The 17,497-nt window shown below is 44.7% G+C and carries 15 protein-coding genes, 2 rRNA genes and 1 other RNA gene; 2 read left to right on the forward strand and 16 right to left on the reverse strand.

Going from position 1 to position 17,497, the window contains the following annotated elements; all coding sequences use genetic code 11:
- Positions 1 to 15: 15 nt before the first annotated feature.
- The 9 genes from ACH19P_RS12760 to ACH19P_RS12800 form a co-directional block, all read right to left on the reverse strand.
- Positions 16 to 708, reverse strand: a complete 693-nt coding sequence (locus tag ACH19P_RS12760; protein ID WP_462158910.1) for a hypothetical protein — start codon at positions 706 to 708, stop codon at positions 16 to 18.
- A gap of 101 nt (positions 709 to 809) precedes the next feature.
- Positions 810 to 1,367, reverse strand: coding sequence for a hypothetical protein (locus ACH19P_RS12765; protein WP_462158911.1), 558 nt, complete (start codon positions 1,365 to 1,367; stop codon positions 810 to 812).
- A 435-nt stretch (positions 1,368 to 1,802) separates the two neighbouring features.
- Positions 1,803 to 2,444 (reverse strand): hypothetical protein, encoded by a 642-nt coding sequence (locus ACH19P_RS12770; RefSeq protein ID WP_462158914.1) that lies wholly within the window; start codon positions 2,442 to 2,444, stop codon positions 1,803 to 1,805.
- Between the two features lie 220 nt (positions 2,445 to 2,664).
- Positions 2,665 to 3,171 carry a dGTP triphosphohydrolase gene (dgt, locus tag ACH19P_RS12775; protein ID WP_462158915.1) on the reverse strand — a complete coding sequence of 169 codons (507 nt, stop codon included), beginning with the start codon at positions 3,169 to 3,171 and terminating at the stop codon, positions 2,665 to 2,667.
- 277 nt (positions 3,172 to 3,448) lie between these two features.
- Positions 3,449 to 4,063, reverse strand: coding sequence for a hypothetical protein (locus tag ACH19P_RS12780; RefSeq protein WP_462158917.1), 615 nt, complete (start codon positions 4,061 to 4,063; stop codon positions 3,449 to 3,451).
- Between the two features lie 702 nt (positions 4,064 to 4,765).
- Positions 4,766 to 7,660 (reverse strand): aminomethyl-transferring glycine dehydrogenase, encoded by a 2,895-nt coding sequence (gene gcvP / locus ACH19P_RS12785; protein WP_462158919.1) that lies wholly within the window; start codon positions 7,658 to 7,660, stop codon positions 4,766 to 4,768.
- Positions 7,661 to 7,820: 160 nt separating this feature from the next.
- Complete coding sequence (gene gcvH, locus ACH19P_RS12790; protein WP_347388844.1) at positions 7,821 to 8,210, reverse strand: glycine cleavage system protein GcvH; 390 nt, start codon at positions 8,208 to 8,210, stop codon at positions 7,821 to 7,823.
- Between the two features lie 30 nt (positions 8,211 to 8,240).
- Entirely contained in the window at positions 8,241 to 9,323 is a 1,083-nt protein-coding gene (gcvT, locus tag ACH19P_RS12795; protein ID WP_462158920.1) for a glycine cleavage system aminomethyltransferase GcvT, read from the reverse strand.
- A 167-nt stretch (positions 9,324 to 9,490) separates the two neighbouring features.
- Positions 9,491 to 10,069, reverse strand: a complete 579-nt coding sequence (locus ACH19P_RS12800; protein ID WP_462158921.1) for a hypothetical protein — start codon at positions 10,067 to 10,069, stop codon at positions 9,491 to 9,493.
- 130 nt (positions 10,070 to 10,199) lie between these two features.
- On the opposite strand from ACH19P_RS12800, the gene ACH19P_RS12805 reads away from it, so the two are divergent.
- Positions 10,200 to 11,045, forward strand: a complete 846-nt coding sequence (locus ACH19P_RS12805; protein ID WP_347388841.1) for a LysR substrate-binding domain-containing protein — start codon at positions 10,200 to 10,202, stop codon at positions 11,043 to 11,045.
- Between the two features lie 18 nt (positions 11,046 to 11,063).
- On the opposite strand, the gene ACH19P_RS12810 is transcribed toward ACH19P_RS12805, so the two are convergent.
- The 4 genes from ACH19P_RS12810 to ACH19P_RS12825 are packed head-to-tail and all read right to left on the reverse strand — an operon-like array spanning position 11,064 to position 15,289.
- A complete protein-coding gene (locus tag ACH19P_RS12810; RefSeq protein WP_462158923.1) occupies positions 11,064 to 12,236 on the reverse strand; it encodes an FAD-dependent oxidoreductase in 1,173 nt (390 codons plus the stop codon).
- A gap of 3 nt (positions 12,237 to 12,239) precedes the next feature.
- Positions 12,240 to 13,412, reverse strand: a complete 1,173-nt coding sequence (gene ubiH, locus ACH19P_RS12815) for a 2-octaprenyl-6-methoxyphenyl hydroxylase (protein WP_462158924.1) — start codon at positions 13,410 to 13,412, stop codon at positions 12,240 to 12,242.
- A gap of 3 nt (positions 13,413 to 13,415) precedes the next feature.
- On the reverse strand, positions 13,416 to 14,726 hold the full coding sequence (pepP, locus tag ACH19P_RS12820; protein WP_462158926.1) for a Xaa-Pro aminopeptidase: 1,311 nt from the start codon (positions 14,724 to 14,726) through the stop codon (positions 13,416 to 13,418).
- Positions 14,726 to 15,289 (reverse strand): UPF0149 family protein, encoded by a 564-nt coding sequence (locus ACH19P_RS12825; protein WP_462158927.1) that lies wholly within the window; start codon positions 15,287 to 15,289, stop codon positions 14,726 to 14,728. The genes pepP and ACH19P_RS12825 overlap by 1 nt, the downstream gene beginning before the upstream one ends.
- Positions 15,290 to 15,486: 197 nt before the next feature.
- On the opposite strand from ACH19P_RS12825, the gene ssrS reads away from it, so the two are divergent.
- A non-coding RNA gene (ssrS, locus tag ACH19P_RS12830) (6S RNA) lies at positions 15,487 to 15,669 on the forward strand.
- A gap of 173 nt (positions 15,670 to 15,842) precedes the next feature.
- Here the strand turns inward: ssrS and ACH19P_RS12835 are convergent.
- The 3 genes from ACH19P_RS12835 to rrf (ACH19P_RS12845) all read right to left on the reverse strand — a co-directional run bounded on the left by ACH19P_RS12835 (position 15,843) and on the right by rrf (ACH19P_RS12845) (position 17,488).
- Entirely contained in the window at positions 15,843 to 17,018 is a 1,176-nt protein-coding gene (locus ACH19P_RS12835; protein ID WP_462158929.1) for a JmjC domain-containing protein, read from the reverse strand.
- A gap of 167 nt (positions 17,019 to 17,185) precedes the next feature.
- A 5S ribosomal RNA gene (gene rrf / locus ACH19P_RS12840) occupies positions 17,186 to 17,300 on the reverse strand.
- 73 nt (positions 17,301 to 17,373) lie between these two features.
- Positions 17,374 to 17,488 (reverse strand): 5S ribosomal RNA (rrf, locus tag ACH19P_RS12845).
- Positions 17,489 to 17,497 lie beyond the last annotated feature (9 nt).

Raw genomic sequence — 17,497 nt, forward strand, 5'->3', positions numbered from 1 at the left:
GTTATTTATTTTTTGTCACTTTATTCTTAGGCGCTTTATAACAGCGTCTTTGGGGATAGGTGTGATTATAAGGTCTTGTGTGTCATGAGTTATAAATGCAGCTTGATCATCAGTTCTATAAACCAAAAAACCTTTGATGACCGTAGACCCATTTAGGTTAATCTCACTACAGATAGACCATATAGAGTTGTCTTGGAAAAATTTTGTACACCCATCTTTAGATATTTGTGAAATAACCTCTACAGCATGAGCCTTGCCTGCAGTAAATGCAGAAATGGGAAATAGACAAAGAAAGCTGACTAAAAATAGGGCAATAGAGAGAGAATATGACGTTAAAGACAGTTTGTTTAATAATTCCTCAAATCTATCTTCCTGTTTATTCTTATTGCTACTAAGTTTTAGCACAAAGCGTACAGCTAGTATCACAGCGATTGTTATTATAATTGTGGAAGGAATTAATACCCACTTGCTTAGAATCCCACTGAGAATTACAGAAATAACGTCACATAACACCTTAAATGATACAAAAAAACCAACCAACGCAGATTCTTCAATAGTTGGTGTAGCCGTCGTTACACCATAGCCAGCGTCAAGCCCGACACAATAGCTAATTCCAATAATGAAAAAAGCGGTCGACACGATTACTGCAACCTTAGTAATCAGTAAAAATATTGGCTCTATATTCTTGATCTTTGCACTAACTTCCATGTCCTCAATATCCCTCTAAATAGATTTAAGTGTGTGTCCTTGTATTTTTAAGGGAGGTGCCTATGTACTTTATGCTTACTGGCATTACGTCGTTAAACCTATTACTCAAGGCCTTCCCTAACTCTTTGCTCATATCGGTCTTCATCAGTTTCAGGTGCTTCATAAAGCATATGCGAATCTATTTCATATTCATTAATATCCATATAATCATCGTGTTGTTGAGTTGAAGTATGATTCCCTCGAAAGTATCTTGACTCCATCACTTTCCACCAACCCTCTCCCTTACGGTCAGCTTCTTTATCTATCAAAATAATAAAATTTTCTAGTTCTTCGTTAGTAAGAAGCTCTTTGTTGTACACGAATTTTTTATATTCCTTAGCTCCAATATCTCGATTAGAAAAGTAGGACTCAAATTCCGAAAGTATTGACAGTTCGTATTCTGATAATTCTTCGTTATTTTCTATTTTAGTAACAACTACATGTGAAAACTCATACCCTGATATATATCCTCTATCCGTACCGGGTTTCCTTTCTTCCAAACGTTTTATAGCTGCTTCGTAATTATTCTGCTTTGTGGGTTTCTTTGATTCCATACAATTTGGGGCGCAGGCCATACACTCCGAAGCATATAATCCAACCACAAGAGTCACATTCGTCATAGAGCTTGTTATCTACATACGATTTACATTGATGGCAATGATTTACTCTGTGATGCTTCGTTCTTCTATTATGACTATGGTTTCGACTTATGGCACCAACCCTTGAAGCTTCAGAGTCAAGTAATTGGACACGGATCTTTCGTTTGTCAGATCGATTTACAAACCAGATAATCAGACCAATAATGGCGATAATTAAATATTCCATTTCAACTGTTCAAAACTGAGAAAATAAAAAGCAGTTATAAAATGCTTATGAGTAAACAATGACTATTGTCGTACCAAAAAGAAGCTAATAGGGTCAGGTCTTTTTTACTTTTCTGGAAGCAAAAAACAAAACCAGACCCTATAGGTTCCGTTTTCGTTTTAGGGTATCACCCAATACACCCTATCAGAATACGACCTAATTATTTAGTTAGGTGTGGATATGTGTTCTACCTAAAGTCTATCAAAAATAGAACCTTTGCTAGGAGTAAATAACTTCTCATAAAATTTAGTTGCGTAATCGTCTGTCATCCCTGAGACAAAGTCACATATTACCCTTAGCTGGGCACTTTCTTTTTTATCATCAGTGGATTGACGCCCCGCTTGTTCCCATCTTTCTTTCGTCGCTTTAGGCAGGAAACGCTCTGGGTCTGAAGCTAAAGTTTGGAAAAGCTCAATAACTAATTTTTGCCCCTTAAATTCAAGTTGCTGAACATTTTCATCTCTAATTACTTGCTCGCATACAAGGTTAAAAATATGTTCTCTAAGCGTTTCTACGTCTTTAGATAAGTTGACTTGCAATCTCAAAAGTGGACTATCACAGCCTGATTCATTTTCACTTATTTCTGTACTGGTAATCATTAGATGCACTAGATTCCCAATAGCCTCTTTCCTTCTATAACTTTCTTTATCAAACAACGCTGAAGTGATGTTTTCGAAAGACAATTGCTCTCTGTCTAGTTGGTTAGCTAGATCATTGAACAGACTCTCTTTAGTTTTAAAGTGCTCCCGCCAATGCTGTTGATTGATCATGCCCAGTGATAAAGCATCTTCTAAATCATGCAAGCTGTAGGATATGTTGTCAGCTAAGTTCATGATAGTGCAATCTAGTGATTTATACTTAGATTTAGAATGCTTGTCTGCTTTGGTGTCAAATTTAGTAAATTTTTCAATTTCTTCAGGAGGAAACTTTTTAAATATGAAATCAACAATTTCTTTATCGCAATCATGATAACATTTTGGTGGCTTTTGAAATCCAGCTTGAAATAGCCAAAAGGGAGCGTTTACATCACTGTTATCTTTATAGGCATCAGAGTTAACAAGTTTTGAGGTAAGGTAGCGGGTATTTTAAAACTCCCAACAACATTCTTCTAGTTGGGTTTAACCCGTGTTCAAGCGTATACTTATCAAGATGACCTAAGATTCGCAAGGTTTGGCCATTACCCTCAAAACCACCATGTTCTCTCATACAGTAATTAAGCGCAACCTCTCCACCATGTCCGAATGGTGGGTGCCCTATGTCATGAGCTAAGCAGATAGCTGTAATCAAAGACGTATTCGGTAGGTCATTGTGAAATGCTTCAAATTCTGGTGTTTTCGCTAAGTACTGGACGATACCACGGCCAATCTGCGCTACTTCCATTGAATGAGTTAATCTTGTGCGATAGAAGTCACTTTCTCCAAGCCCCAAAACTTGTGTTTTCGATTGTAGTCGCCTAAATGCTGCGGAGTGAATCAGCCTTGCCTCATCTCGATCATACTCATCTCGCACATCTGATGGTCTTGTGTTTTGCTCTAGCCTACGCTCTTTTAAAAAATCCAACTTAATCCCTTATCAATAAATGAAGATTTACTTTGTGAATTCATCAATAAAATCAAATTTTACAACAGGTTAGCTTAACCTATTCTCAAAAACAAAGAAAGCCACCATTTTTTCTGCTTTTTATTAGACTATTCAATACGTGCGGTCATGCAATTAAGTTGGTTATTTCAGGAGGTCGATTTCAATGACTTAGGACGATTTTGTCGTAACTAAGTTGGTTAACTTCCAGAAAAAACGCACTTGCTCACTAAGGCTGCTTGCAATTAAGTTGGTTAACTTAAAAATCCTCGGTCTTTAATCGAATAATTTCTTTCTCAAGCTCTTGCAGTAAAAATTCAACATTTACTTCATGCACATTTTCTTTGACATGTTGTTTAAGTATTGGGTCAGTATCTAAATTAATTCTAACTTTTAAATCCTCACCATTTTTCTCTTTTTCAATACTCTCAATTACAAACCCCTCGAAGTTCCAAGCGTCAAAAACTCTGTCAATACATCTATCTACAACTTCGTCTCTTACTTTTGGCTTAGAAAGGTAATCAACAAGGTTTGAGTGCATTTCACTTTGCTTCCACGCTTCTTTTATTGATTCCCCAATTGTATTTTTAAGAAGCCACAAGCCAGTAGCTGTCAACGCTCCGACAATTAAAATGCTACCTTTTTCAATACGTTCAACATAGTAAGCATCAATGTGGTTTAGCGGCCCTTTTAACCTATCTCTTAAAGATTGTTTTTGAGATGGTGATAAATCGCTGCTGTTAATAAAGTGGAAGACTTCCTGATATTGGATCTCCCTTAAAAGAGACGAAAACTTTTTAAGAATTGAACGTAATGTTCGATCAGATACAATATCTAAATCAGGGTGATAAATTTCGAAAGTAATGTTTTTCATGGTGTTGGGGCTAGAGTTCAGGCATCTATTACTTGGGTTTTCATAGATTTTTTACATAACTGGAACGAGTGTTCATAACTAATGTATTACTAATAGCATTAGTTCGATCTGGTGATCACAGCATACGGCACTGAACCGCAAAGCCATATCCTTTTTATATAATCTAGAGCTGATTGTCAATTTACGAATAAAATATATCAATATCATACCGTTATCAAATGGCACCAAAAAACTCAGGATTACCTCCATGCTTTTAGTATTGTTTTAAATCGTTTTTAACTACCATGAGTTATGGCTATCTATAAGGGCACACTCATGAATACAATAGTGAAAGACTGGCAAATAGTTTCGGTTTTAGACAAAGGTGATCTCGTTGGAGATGTGCTCTGGGGGATATGTGTTGATGACTCGACCTATCGATTCTTTAAAGGAGATTACATCTGTACATCCTCTGACCCGAAATCGGCGGCCCGACAAGAGATTAATTTGAAAATCCTAAGTTTAGATTTATCGAAAATATCAAGCTGTCAGACTTATCGGCAATATGCACCTGCATTGCTCTACTACCGCCAACCATGTCGGCAAAGTCTGACCAACAGGCGGTCATTCGCCGTATAACACCCACAAAAAAAGCGCCCCTTTTCAGGGGCGCTTTCCAAATGTTGTTAATCAGCCCTCGCTCTGCAGCGAGATTAACACCAATTACTCGTCGCGATACGTATCTACCGCTGGACAAGAACAGATCAGGTTACGGTCACCGAACACGTCATCGATACGTGTTACTGTTGGCCAGAACTTGTTCTTGGCTACGCTTTCAACTGGGAATGCAGCATAGAAACGGTCGTATGCGCGGTTCCAGTCGTTGCCTAGTACGTCTGCCTGCGTGTGCGGCGCGTATACTAGCGGGTTGTCTTCAATTGACCACTCGCCAGAGGCAATCTTGTCGATTTCGCTCTTGATTGACACCATCGCTTCGATGAAACGGTCGATCTCTACTTTAGACTCAGATTCAGTTGGCTCAATCATCAATGTGCCCGCTACTGGGAACGACATTGTTGGTGAGTGGAAACCGTAGTCCATTAAGCGCTTCGCTACGTCCATTTCAGATACGCCAGTGGCTTCTTTCAGTGGGCGTAGGTCAACAATACACTCGTGCGCAACGCGGTTGTTACGGCCACGGTATAGAATTGGGTAATGCTCGCTTAGCTTTTCAGCTAGGTAGTTTGCATTCACAATCGCTGTTTCTGTTGCTTCACGTAGGCCTTCGCTACCCATCATGGCAATGTATGCCCATGAAATTGGTAGGATTGCCGCAGAGCCGTAAGGAGCAGCTGACACCGCGCCGTTGTCTACGTTCGTACCCGGTACGTTGATTACGCTGTGGTTAGGCATAAATGGCGCTAGGTGTGATTTAACACCGATTGGGCCAACACCTGGGCCGCCACCACCGTGTGGGATACAGAATGTTTTGTGTAGGTTAAGGTGCGATACGTCTGAACCGATGAAGCCTGGGCTTGTTACACCTACTTGCGCGTTCATGTTCGCGCCGTCCATGTATACTTGGCCGCCGTGCTGGTGCACGATGTCGCAAATTTCACGGATCGTTTCTTCGTATACACCGTGTGTAGACGGGTATGTGATCATGATGCACGATAGGTTCTCTGACACTTCTTCAGCTTTCGCTTTAAGGTCAGCCATATCTACGTTACCTTGCTTGTCGCAATCAACAACCACAATCTTCATGCTGGCCATTTGCGCTGATGCAGGGTTAGTACCGTGTGCAGAGCTTGGGATCAAACATACGTTACGGTGACCTTCGCCACGTGATTCGTGGTATTTACGAATCGCGATAAGACCTGCGTATTCACCCTGTGCACCTGAGTTAGGCTGTAGTGATACTGCATCGTAACCTGTGATGTTTACTAACCAGTCGTGTAGCTCGTTGATCATCACTTGGTAACCTGCCGCTTGATCCAATGGGCAGAATGGGTGCAAGTTTGCAAACTCTGGCCATGTGATTGGGATCATCTCTGCTGTCGCGTTTAGTTTCATCGTACATGAACCTAACGAGATCATTGAGTGGTTAAGCGATAAGTCTTTGTTTTCTAGACGCTTGATATAACGAAGCATCTCAGTTTCGCTGTGGTACGAGTTGAAGTTCGGGTGCGTTAGCACTTCGTCATCACGTACTAGGCTAGCTGGGATAGACGGTGAACCATTGGCGCTGATTTGTGCATCAAGTGCCGCTACGTCTAGACCATGACCTTCACCTAGGATGATGTCGAATAGCTCTAGTACGTCTTCACGAGTTGTGGTCTCAGATACAGAGATTGAGTACTCACCTGCGTGATTCGTCGCGAAGTTAACTTCTGCTGCCAATGCGCGTGCAACGACTTCGTCTTTGTTATCAGCAACAACAGTGATGGTGTCGAACCATGTGTCGTGCTTAAGCGCTACGCCTTTCTCTTTAAGGCCAGCAGCTAGGATGTCAGCAAAACGGTGGATACGCTCAGCGATTGTTTTCAGACCTTGTGGGCCGTGGTAAACCGCGTAGAACGCTGCCATGTTCGCTAGTAACACCTGTGCAGTACAGATGTTTGAGTTCGCTTTTTCACGGCGGATGTGCTGTTCACGTGTTTGCATTGCCATGCGCAATGCGTCGTTACCTAGGCGGTCTTTTGACACACCGATGATACGACCTGGTAGTGAACGCTTGTATGCATCACGCGTGGTGAAGAATGCCGCGTGTGGACCACCGTAGCCCATAGGCACACCAAAACGCTGTGCTGAACCAAGTACTACGTCTGCACCTAGTTTACCTGGTGCTTTAAGTAGCATTAGCGCCATGATGTCTGCAGCAACACACGCAAGTGCTTTTTTGCTTTGTACAGCAGCGATAAGGTCAGTTAAATCAACCACTTCACCACTTGTTGTTGGATACTGGAATAAGGCACCGAAGATCTCATGGTTTGCAGCTTCGCTTGCAGGACCAATGATGATGTCAAAACCAAACTGCTCGGCACGTGTTTTTACTACGTCGATAGTTTGTACGTGAACGTCTTCTGCAATAAAGAATGCATTTGCTTTTTTCGCTTTAGAAACGCGCTTTGCAAGTGCCATTGCTTCAGCAGCAGCAGTTGACTCGTCAAGAAGTGACGCGCTTGCAAGGTCAAGACCGGTTAGGTCCATTGATAGCGTTTGGAAGTTAAGTAGTGATTCCAAACGACCTTGTGCAATCTCTGGCTGGTAAGGCGTGTATGCGGTGTACCAACCTGGGTTTTCTAAAACGTTACGCAGGATCACGTGAGGTACATGTGTCGGGTGGTAACCCTGACCGATGTATGATTTGAATACCTTGTTTTGGCTAGCTACTGATTTTAGGTAGCTCAGGGTTTCAACCTCAGTGCGGCTTTCGCCAATTTGCAGGCCGTTCTCAAGACGAATGCTAGCAGGAACAGTTTGTTCCATAAGCTCTTCAACACTCGATACTCCAAGAGCGCTAAGCATGTCGCTCATTTGCGCCGGGCTCGGGCCAATGTGACGACGAATAAAATCTTGCTTTTGCTCTAACTGTTCAAGAGATTTGGCATTTGACATATGTCCAGATTCCTATGATCCAAGAAATTTAATGCGATTTGGTGGGGGTTTTGCCTACAAACAAGGCGTTACACCAAACCTGTAAAGGTGCCGATATGGCGGCACATAAACTTAAAAAGCCCCGAAACGGGGCTTTTTAGGGCCGCAGCCCAAACGAATATTACTCGTCGTCGATGCTGTTCGTGTAGCCTTCAGCGTCAAGTAAGTTATCAAGCTCAGACTCGTCTGACGCTTTAATACGGAACAACCAGCCGTCACCGTATGGGTCTGAGTTAACTGTCTCAGGCGCGTCTTCTAGTTCTTCGTTGATTGCAACGATTTCACCGCCGATTGGCGCGTAGATGTCTGAAGCCGCTTTTACAGACTCAGCAACTGCACAGTCTTCACCTGCGTCAACTTCGTCACCCACTTCTGGTAATTCTACGAATACCATGTCGCCTAGAAGCTCTTGCGCGTGCTCAGTGATACCTACAGTGTAAGTACCATCGCCTTCAGCGCGTACCCACTCGTGTGAACTAGCGTACTTTAACTCGCTTGGAATGTTGCTCATTGTCTGTTCCTTTGGTGTAAATTTAAATTCTTATACTACGGCTTTACCTTGACGCACAAAGCAAGGCTTAACCACTTTAACATTGACTAATTTTTTACGCATTTCAACTTGCGCTGTGTCGCCGATTTCGCGCGGTACACGTGCAAGTGCAATACTGTGACCTAGTGTAGGTGAGAAAGTACCCGAGGTGATCACCCCTTCGCCTGCATCACACATTACTTTTAGGCCACCGCGTAACACGCCTTTTTCTTCAAGCACAAGACCAACAAGTTTGTCAGTGCTCTTATCAGCGCGTTGTTGTTCTACTACTTCACGGCCGATGAAGTTACGCTCAGCTGGTTCCCAAGCAATGGTCCAAGCCATGTTCGCCGCAAGTGGCGACACGCTTTCGTCCATGTCTTGACCGTATAGGTTCATACCCGCTTCTAGACGTAGTGTGTCACGAGCACCTAGACCTGCTGGCGCTACGCCTGCGTCTAGAAGCTGCTGCCATAGGTCAGCTGCTTGCTCGTTTGGTACTACGATTTCGTACCCATCTTCGCCAGTATAGCCTGTTGTGGCGATAAATAAATCACCCGCTTGCACACCAAAGAATGGCTTCATGTCTGCCACTGCTTCTTGTTGCGCTGCGCTTAATACTGTTGCTGTTTTCGCTTTCGCGTTAGGGCCTTGAACCGCAATCATTGCGAACTCTGGGCGCTCTGTCACAGTCACGCTGAAATCAGCAGACACTACGCTTAGGTGCGCTAAGTCTTTTTCACGTGTTGCTGAGTTAACCACTAGGCGGTACTTAGTGTCGCTGAAGAAATAGATGATCAAATCGTCGATCACACCGCCTTGCTCGTTAAGCATACCTGTGTAAAGTGCTTTACCCGGTACAGTTAACTTAGCAACGTCATTAGCTACAAGCTTCTGTAGGAATGCTTTTGCGTCATCGCCTTGAACGTCAACGATGGTCATGTGTGATACGTCGAACATGCCAGCATCGGTACGCACAGCGTTGTGTTCTTCGATTTGCGAACCGTAGTTGATTGGCATATCCCAGCCGAAGAAATCAACCATTTTGGCACCCGCTTCTAGGTGCTTGGCATGTAGAGGTGTTTTAGAAGACATAATATTCCTTCACTTTTTACTAACCCAGTATGGTGGGCGTGGCCTCATAAATTGAGGGGGAATAACATGGGCCGCGATTATACATAAGTTGTTTGTCGCTCGCACCCAAATTAATAATTACTTTTGTAACATCTGTTAGAAAAAGCGTACATTTCTTCCGGCGGCGTTTAAGCAGCGTGTGCTTGGGGGTTAAAACGCGCGCCAGTCAAACTGTGCGTAAGTGTATTCAATGTTTCTGGTTGTGCAAATACACGATAGTACTGCTCACCATTGTCGGCACTGGCTACCACAAAACAGGTATCACACTGCACGCCATAATGCTGAGTGACTTGGCCAAGCGCCATGCCCATATATAGGCTAAATTGCGTGCTTAAAAACTCATCGGCATCAGGGCCGCTAAAATGCAAACTGGCAAGCTCAGTGCGCGGCATTACATCCACATCAAATTGCTCACTGGCTTCATTAAGCAGCGCCGTCACTTTTTGTGCGTCGGTGGTTACAACACGCAACGCAGTATCGCTTAAGAAAAATACATCGAATGACACGCCCTTATCAGCTAAGTCGTAGCGCACTGCCATACCCGATTTGGTTGCCCAATTTAGGGTGCTGCTTTTTAAGCTTTGTAATAACAACAACACTTCTGAGCCACCTAAGTCGATGATGTGCTCGTGTGCATTTACAAAGGTATTGGTGCTGGCATCAATTGCCCCGTGATGACGGGCAAAAAAGAGTGATTGAATTGCCATAGCTGCCTCAACTGATAATTTTTAACTTGATGGCAGTATAGAGCTGGGCTTTTTCAACAACAAATTGTAATTTTTTATCGATTGATAAATAATGCAAATGTATTTTAAGCAATAAATTTCGATAGCTAATATGAAGAACATCCCAATGGACAGCCTGCGTACTTTGGTCACCGTGGTAGACGTAGGTGGCTTTGCAAAGGCAGGTGAATTACTGGGTTTATCGCAGCCAGCGGTGAGTTTGCAGATTAAACGACTTGAAGACCTACTCGGTCGCAAGCTGTTTAAAAAGCAAGGTCAGCGCCAAGTACTTAATCACCAAGGTGAACAACTACTCCCCTTAGCCAAGCAAATTCTTAAAGAGAATGATGCTATCTTGCAGCTGTTCAGCAATGAAACGGTGACAGGTAAGGTACGTTTGGGGATCCCCAGTGAATTCGCGGCGAGTATTTTGCCCTCGATCATTGGCGATTTTGTGTCGCTGTATCCGGATGTATCGTTGGAAGTGAAATCAGAGCTCAGCAAGCAACTGATGCATGTGAGTAATCGCGATGAGTTTGATTTGGTGCTGACGCTGGTAGAGCAATTAGATAATCCCCACTATCCGAGCTTTTTGCAAGATGATCTAGTGTGGGTAGGTAATACCGCCATTAGCCCGAGCACACCTGTGACTTTGGTGGTGGCGCCACAAGGTTGTATTTATCGCCGTCGTGCGATTGAAGCGCTGGAGCAAGCGGGTATTCCTTGGCGCGTGGTTTACACCAACGCAGACTTAACTGGCTTAACTGCGGCGATTAAAGAGCAGTTGGGGATCACTGTGTTAGCACGTAAAACGGTGCCGGAAGAGTTGCCATTTACAACCAGCACCGATGTACTGCCGGCGCTTGGCCAAGTGGGAATTAGTTTAATCAAACGTGCTCAAGAACCCGCCAATGCCATCGATAAACTGGCCGAGTTTATTACCTTACGCTTGAGCTAGCTTAAAATAGGCTTTGGGCTATTTGCCCAAAGCTTGCTCAGCAAAGAGTTGTTTCAACGGCTTGATGTCGTTTACCGCACTTAAACCTAAACCACGCACCAATTTTTTGATTGGGTTCGCGCCCGCAAACACGCTTTTCAAACCTTGCATGGTGGCGATGTGCTTTTGTGCATCCAGTTTGCGCTCACGTTCATAACTGCGCAGTGCGCGAGGTAAATCTGCATCTGCATTGTTCAGCGGCTCAGCCACTAATCGCGCAAAACGGGCCGCATCTTTCAACCCTAGGTTCATCCCCAAGCCCGCAAGTGGGTGAATGGTATGCGCGGCATCGCCCATGAGCACAATACGATCAAGCACCCATTGACGTGCGTAGCGCATGGTTAATGGGAATACTGGACGCGCCGATTGCACTTCCACTAACCCACATTGGCCATCAAAAGCCGTGAATAAAGCTTTATTAAAGTCTTCATCGCTCATGGCTTGATAAGCTTTCGCTTGCTGCGGTGAGCACGACCACACAATGGAATGCATGTGTTCATCTGGCAACGGTAAAAAGGCCAATGGACCATCGGGTAAGAACACCTGACGCGCGCACTGCTCGTTACTGTGCTGGGTTTTCACGGTCGCAACCAGCGCATGATGATCGTAATCCTTAAAGGTGATCGGCATATTAAAGCGCTGACGCACGCCTGAATTAGCGCCATCCGCTGCAATCAGTAACTCACACATGACCGGTGAGCCGTTATCCAGCGTGATCAGCACATTACTTTCACTTTGGTGAATATCTTTGTAGGCATGATTAAACAGCAAGGTAACATTACTTTGCTGCTCAAGCTCAGTGATCAAGGCGCGATGAATGACGTCATTCTCGATAATATGGCCTAGGTGCGATACGTCGTACTCGGCGCTGCTGAAGTGGATGTGAGCGAAGCTGTCTTTATCGCGTACATCCATTTGCGTGTAGGGGCTTATGCGCTGTGTTTGCATGTGTGGCCATGCACCGAGTTCAGTAAACAAGGCTTCACTGGCGTGGTTAATCGCACTGACGCGCAGGCCGTAGTCATCGCTTAAAGGTGCGCATTTGTCACCAGCATCAATAACGACTACCGAAATGCCTTGTAAACTCAGTGCCAGTGCCGCACTTAAGCCAACACACCCACCACCGATCACGGCTACCTTTGCTTGAAACATGCGTTAATTAAACCCCATTAATTGTTTTGCTAATGGTTGGCGCAGCGAGCTGCATAGCTGCATCGATGCCAAACCGACACTGCGCCCAAGGGCAATACTGCGCGCACTGTTTGAAAATGTACGTACCAACCCATCTGTGAGGGTCATTACGCGGGTAATATCTTGCTCACGTGCTTGTGCGTAAGCAGAAGTAAAGGCATAGGAGCCTAAATCGTCGCTAGCATAAGCGATACGCGCGACCAATTCTTTGATATCACGCAGACCAAGGTTAAAACCTTGCCCTGCAATGGGATGAATAGCGTGAGCAGCATTACCTATCACCACCGCACGGTTACTCACCAACCTATTTATACGCCCCCACACCAGAGGATACACACTGCGCTCCCCTACTTGGGTGAACAAGCCAGCGCGATAGCCGAACTCATCTTGCAATGCCTTTACAAACTCATCACTGCATAGCTGTTGCAGTTCGTTAAGTTTGTCTGCTTCGTCGCACCACACCAGTGAATAGCGTTTACGCGACATCGGCAGCAAGGCCAAAGGCCCATGGTGAGTAAAACGCTCATAGGCATGACCTTGGTGATCAGCCTGCACTTCTACATTGGCAATTAAGGCGTGCTGAGTGTAGTGCTGAGTGTGGAAATCAAGGTGCATTAATGAACGCGTGTGTGACTGCGCGCCATCAGCAATTACCGTGAGCTTAGCCGCGAGTTCGGTGCCATCATCCAGTGTGATGTGATTGTGATCTGCATGCATAGACACGGCTGTGACCTTTGCAGGGCAGAATTGTGTAATTTTTGGGTGTGCGCTCAGGGCGCGATGCAACGCATGCCCCCAAGGACGTACCTCAACCACATAGCCTAACGCATCAAGGGCATAGTCTTGGTGGCTGATTTGGGTTTTACCGAAATGGCCTCTATCGGATACCTGCACATTTTTAATGGCACAGGCATAGTCACTGTGCTCATTAAACAGATTATGGGCGTTGAGGTAATTAACAGAGTCCGCAGCCAAGGCAATTGAGCGGTCGTCAAAGCTTGGGTGTGGCGCGTCATTGCTTGGCTCGAAGGCCTCAATAACGGCAATGCTCAGCGCTGGACATTGCTGCGCCACAACATTCGCCAGTGTACTTCCCGCAAGGCCGCCACCAACTATCACCACATCAACGTGCTGCACTGCTTAGCTCTCCTGCATTAGCGCTTCGATTTCAGCTATTTCTTTTGGTACTGAAGCAGTGAGGTTTTCATGGCCATTTTCAGTAACCAGCACATCGTCTTCAATGCGAATACCAATACCACGGTATTGCTCGGCAACAGGGGCATCTTCGCTGATGTATAAACCCGGTTCGATAGTCAGAACCATACCCGGCTCGAATGGACGGTCTTTTTCGTCTTGCTTATATTCACCCACGTCGTGCACATCCAGACCTAACCAATGTCCTAAACCGTGCATGTAGAACGCGCGATAGGCTTGGCTCTCTAGTAACTCTTCAAGGTTGCCTTCAAGTAGTCCAAGGTCAATAAGCCCTTCTGTCAGAACACGATTTACCACCTGTGCAGCTTGCGCCAGAGTATTACCTGGTTTAACTAAATCAAGCGCCGCATACTGTGCTTTAAGCACCACGTTGTACACCGCTTTCTGCGCATCTGAGAAGGTGCCATTTACAGGGAAAGTACGGGTGATATCAGCCGCATAACCTTCAAGTTCACAGCCTGAGTCTATCAAGACTAAGTCACCGTCTTTAAGCGGCGATTCGTTCTCGGTGTAGTGCAAGATAGTCGCATTATCACCACCGCCAACTATGGTGCCATAGGCTGGGTAACGTGCACCGTTCATAGCGTAGTGATGATGTAACTCGGCTTCGAGTTGATATTCGGTCGCGCCTGGTTTGGCAAAGCGCATCGCACGCTTGTGTGCATCAGCACTGATCTCACCAGCGCGGCGCATGATCGTTTGCTCAGCAGGTGATTTAAACAAACGCATCTCATGCACCAATGTGCGCACATCGCGAATTACTTCTGGCGCACGATACCCTTTTTTAGGGGCGCCGCGTAATGTGTTCAGCAATGTGAAAATTTGCTCATCAATGTCTTTGTACACGCCCTGACCAAAATAAAGCGTGCTCTTTTGATTCACTGCATCAATCAAGCCTTGGTCAAGTTCAGCTAAGGTGTACGCTTCATCAACGGGTAGTTGCGTTACTGCTGCTTCGGCACCCATACGGCGGCCATGCCAAATCTCAGCGGTTTTATCTTTCGCGCGCACATAGATTACGGACTTTTGTTCTTCGCCTTTGATCAGTACCAGCATGGCATCGGGTTCGTTAAACCCTGTCAGGTAGAAAAAGTCGCTGTCTTGGCGAAATGGGAATTCTGTATCGCGGCTACGAGTGATCTCTTTTGCTGCAGGGATCACCGCCACTGAATTGTGTTTCATCTGCGCCAGCAATTGATGCTGGCGAGCAAGGTATTCTTCTTTGGTAATATTCATTAGTGTAGCGTCTTAGAAGTGGTCGCTGTGGAGTCACGTTTGCCTAATTCAGCAAAACAAAGCATGGCCGATACGCGCACGTATTCTAGCACCTCATGCAGTGCTTGCTTGTCTTCTTCGCTTTCATCGAAATGTGTATCCAGGCGACTGATTTCGGTGAAATCTTGAATCACCTCTTTTACATCATCAGAGAGCGTGCCGTAGTCTTGTTGTTTCAAACCAAAGCCAAGGAGAAAGCCGTTAACCCACGCCACCAAGGCATTGGCTTGGTCGATTAAACTCTCTTCTTCATCAGGCAACATCAACTCAAACTGCAGTTGTTCATTTGAGAAACTGTCTACGACTTGGCTGTAGATATCGCTTAGCCATTGCTTGAGTGTTCTTTCGAAGCTGATGCCATCATTGAGCACATCACATAACAGCCCTTGGTATTCATGTTCTTCGATATCTAAGCCACAGGCTAATAAACCTGTGATAATGCCATGCACTTCAGATGGCATGACAAAAATATCGTTACTTTCTAATAATAGTTGGGCTTCTTGATAGCTACGTTGTTCGCTCATGATAGGCTCGCGTATGACGAAATTATTTGGATTACAGTGAGTAATGCTACCACCGCTCGGGGGCTGACTCCACCGTATTGTAGCGATAGCAATATGATAACGATCAAATATCGCCCAGCTTGCTCAATTTGCCTGCATTTAAACACAAATATTGCGATTAAACTGTATCCCTGCGGCACTGTCTTATATAATTAAATTGTTCCCTAGCTTGTTGGCCAGCGAATGATGTCCCTGAGCCGATAAATTTTAAACAGGAATGCATCTTGCGGGCTACTGCGCAAGCTCGGCATGTACCGAGAAGCCTACGGCTTGTAGTTGTCTTCCGCCTTGAACCGTAGGGTTCAAGGGCTGATATTCGTAACCGCAACGCCGGGGAACATCCTTTTCCTTTTACACATCAACAATATCCAACCGATTGTTAACGCTTTCTATATTAGTACAAACGCTAGATGCGCAGAATGATGTAATAAGCATTAAAACTCGACATGATTTGACGGGCTATATCAGCGCAATACGCACCCATATAACCGCGTCGTCAAAGGAATTGATTGGGCTATTCGCTTAGCTGTAAAAAGCCACTACTAATAAATTTATTTGCCAACGCAACACGAACATCATCCCCTATATCGCCGGGGATATCTTTCACCACAAAAGTCGAAGTTTGTTCAATAAAACGAACTGCTTTTTCTACACTGCTGTTAATGAGTATATGCTCGCCAGGCAAGGTGAAATCAACGAAGTCCCTTGTCATCACAATCTCACTCATCGCTAGAGGGTTATGTTTTACCTGAGTTTGCAAACTAACACCGTTTGGGGTGGCTTTGTCTAACTTCGGTAATTCAGCGATCATTCTCGCTTTGCGGCGAGACAAGGCAGCTTTAATAAAGTCATCGGATTGGCATTGAGTGACAAGCTGATCAAGTTCTTGTCGAATCTTATTGGCAACTTGCTTGAATGTTTCATCATCTAATTGCTCATCAACGCGAGGAAATAAACCGCTTCGCAGAGAAAAGCTATGCTCTGAAAGAAAATCTGTCATTGCAATTATACCTTCACGTGCGGTCACTGGCACAAAACCTATAGATAAGTGCAGTGATTCACTGGTTGATTGCACGGTATGAACAGTGCCGCGAGGTAAATAAATCAGATCGCCTGGCGCAACATCTAACGTTTGATAATTGGTTAATGTCGATGCGGGCTCACCCGCATTTTTCCACTTATTGGGCAACGTTGATGGCTCATTTGATATAAACCAACGCTTCGTTCCTTGCAATTGAATAACAAAGACGTCTACTTCATCATAATGCACGGGCGCAGCGGCGCCGGGTGCGCTCCAAAAAACAACCACACCCACTTCATTGTTCACTAGCTTCTCGAGGGAGCGGGTAAATTCAGTAAGATTTGCAAACAGATCAGTAACATCTGGAACTCGAACCGTATACCCAAGTTTATGGTATTCAGATATTAAGTCCAAAAAAGCGGATGCATCATTGACGGGTCTAGCATGTGGAGGAGGTCCACTCGGAGAATGAGCATGGCACGTTAAGGTACTGGCGTATTTATTATAGTCATCCAGAATCTTGCTTCGAGGATCATCACCTGCAATGTTGAATCGACTTCCTTTTCCTTTGACGACTAATGGCTTTTTACCTAAATATTCATCAAAGAACTGCTGCGCTGAACAAGGTGCTAATACCTGTGAAACAACGTCAGTTGCACTGCGTGTCATTTGAAATACTCACTCTACAAACTACCTTAAAACCAAGACTATCGAGTCTAACACTCGCATAAGCCGTAGGCTACCGCTTGAAGATGGTTTAGCTTCACCCAGTTTATAACCTTAAACCCTAAACGCAAAAAACCCAGCAATAAGCTGGGTTCTTCGTATAATTAGGAGCTTGGCGATGTTCTACTTTCACATGGCAAATGCCACACTATCATCGACGCTGTTTCGTTTCACTACTGAGTTCGGCATGGGGTCAGGTGGTTCCAAAACGCTATGGTCGCCAAGCAAAAACTTGTAAATTCTTTTTTTTGCTCTAAAAAGCCCGACTCATTCGAATCGGGCTTTTCTAAAATTAGGAGCCTGGTGATGACCTACTTTCACATGGCAAATGCCACACTATCATCGGCGCAGTTCCGTTTCACTTCTGAGTTCGGCATGGGGTCAGGTGGGTCCAGAACGCTATTATCACCAAGCAAAGTTGG

It is taken from the genome of Pseudoalteromonas sp. GB56 (genome assembly GCF_054923835.1).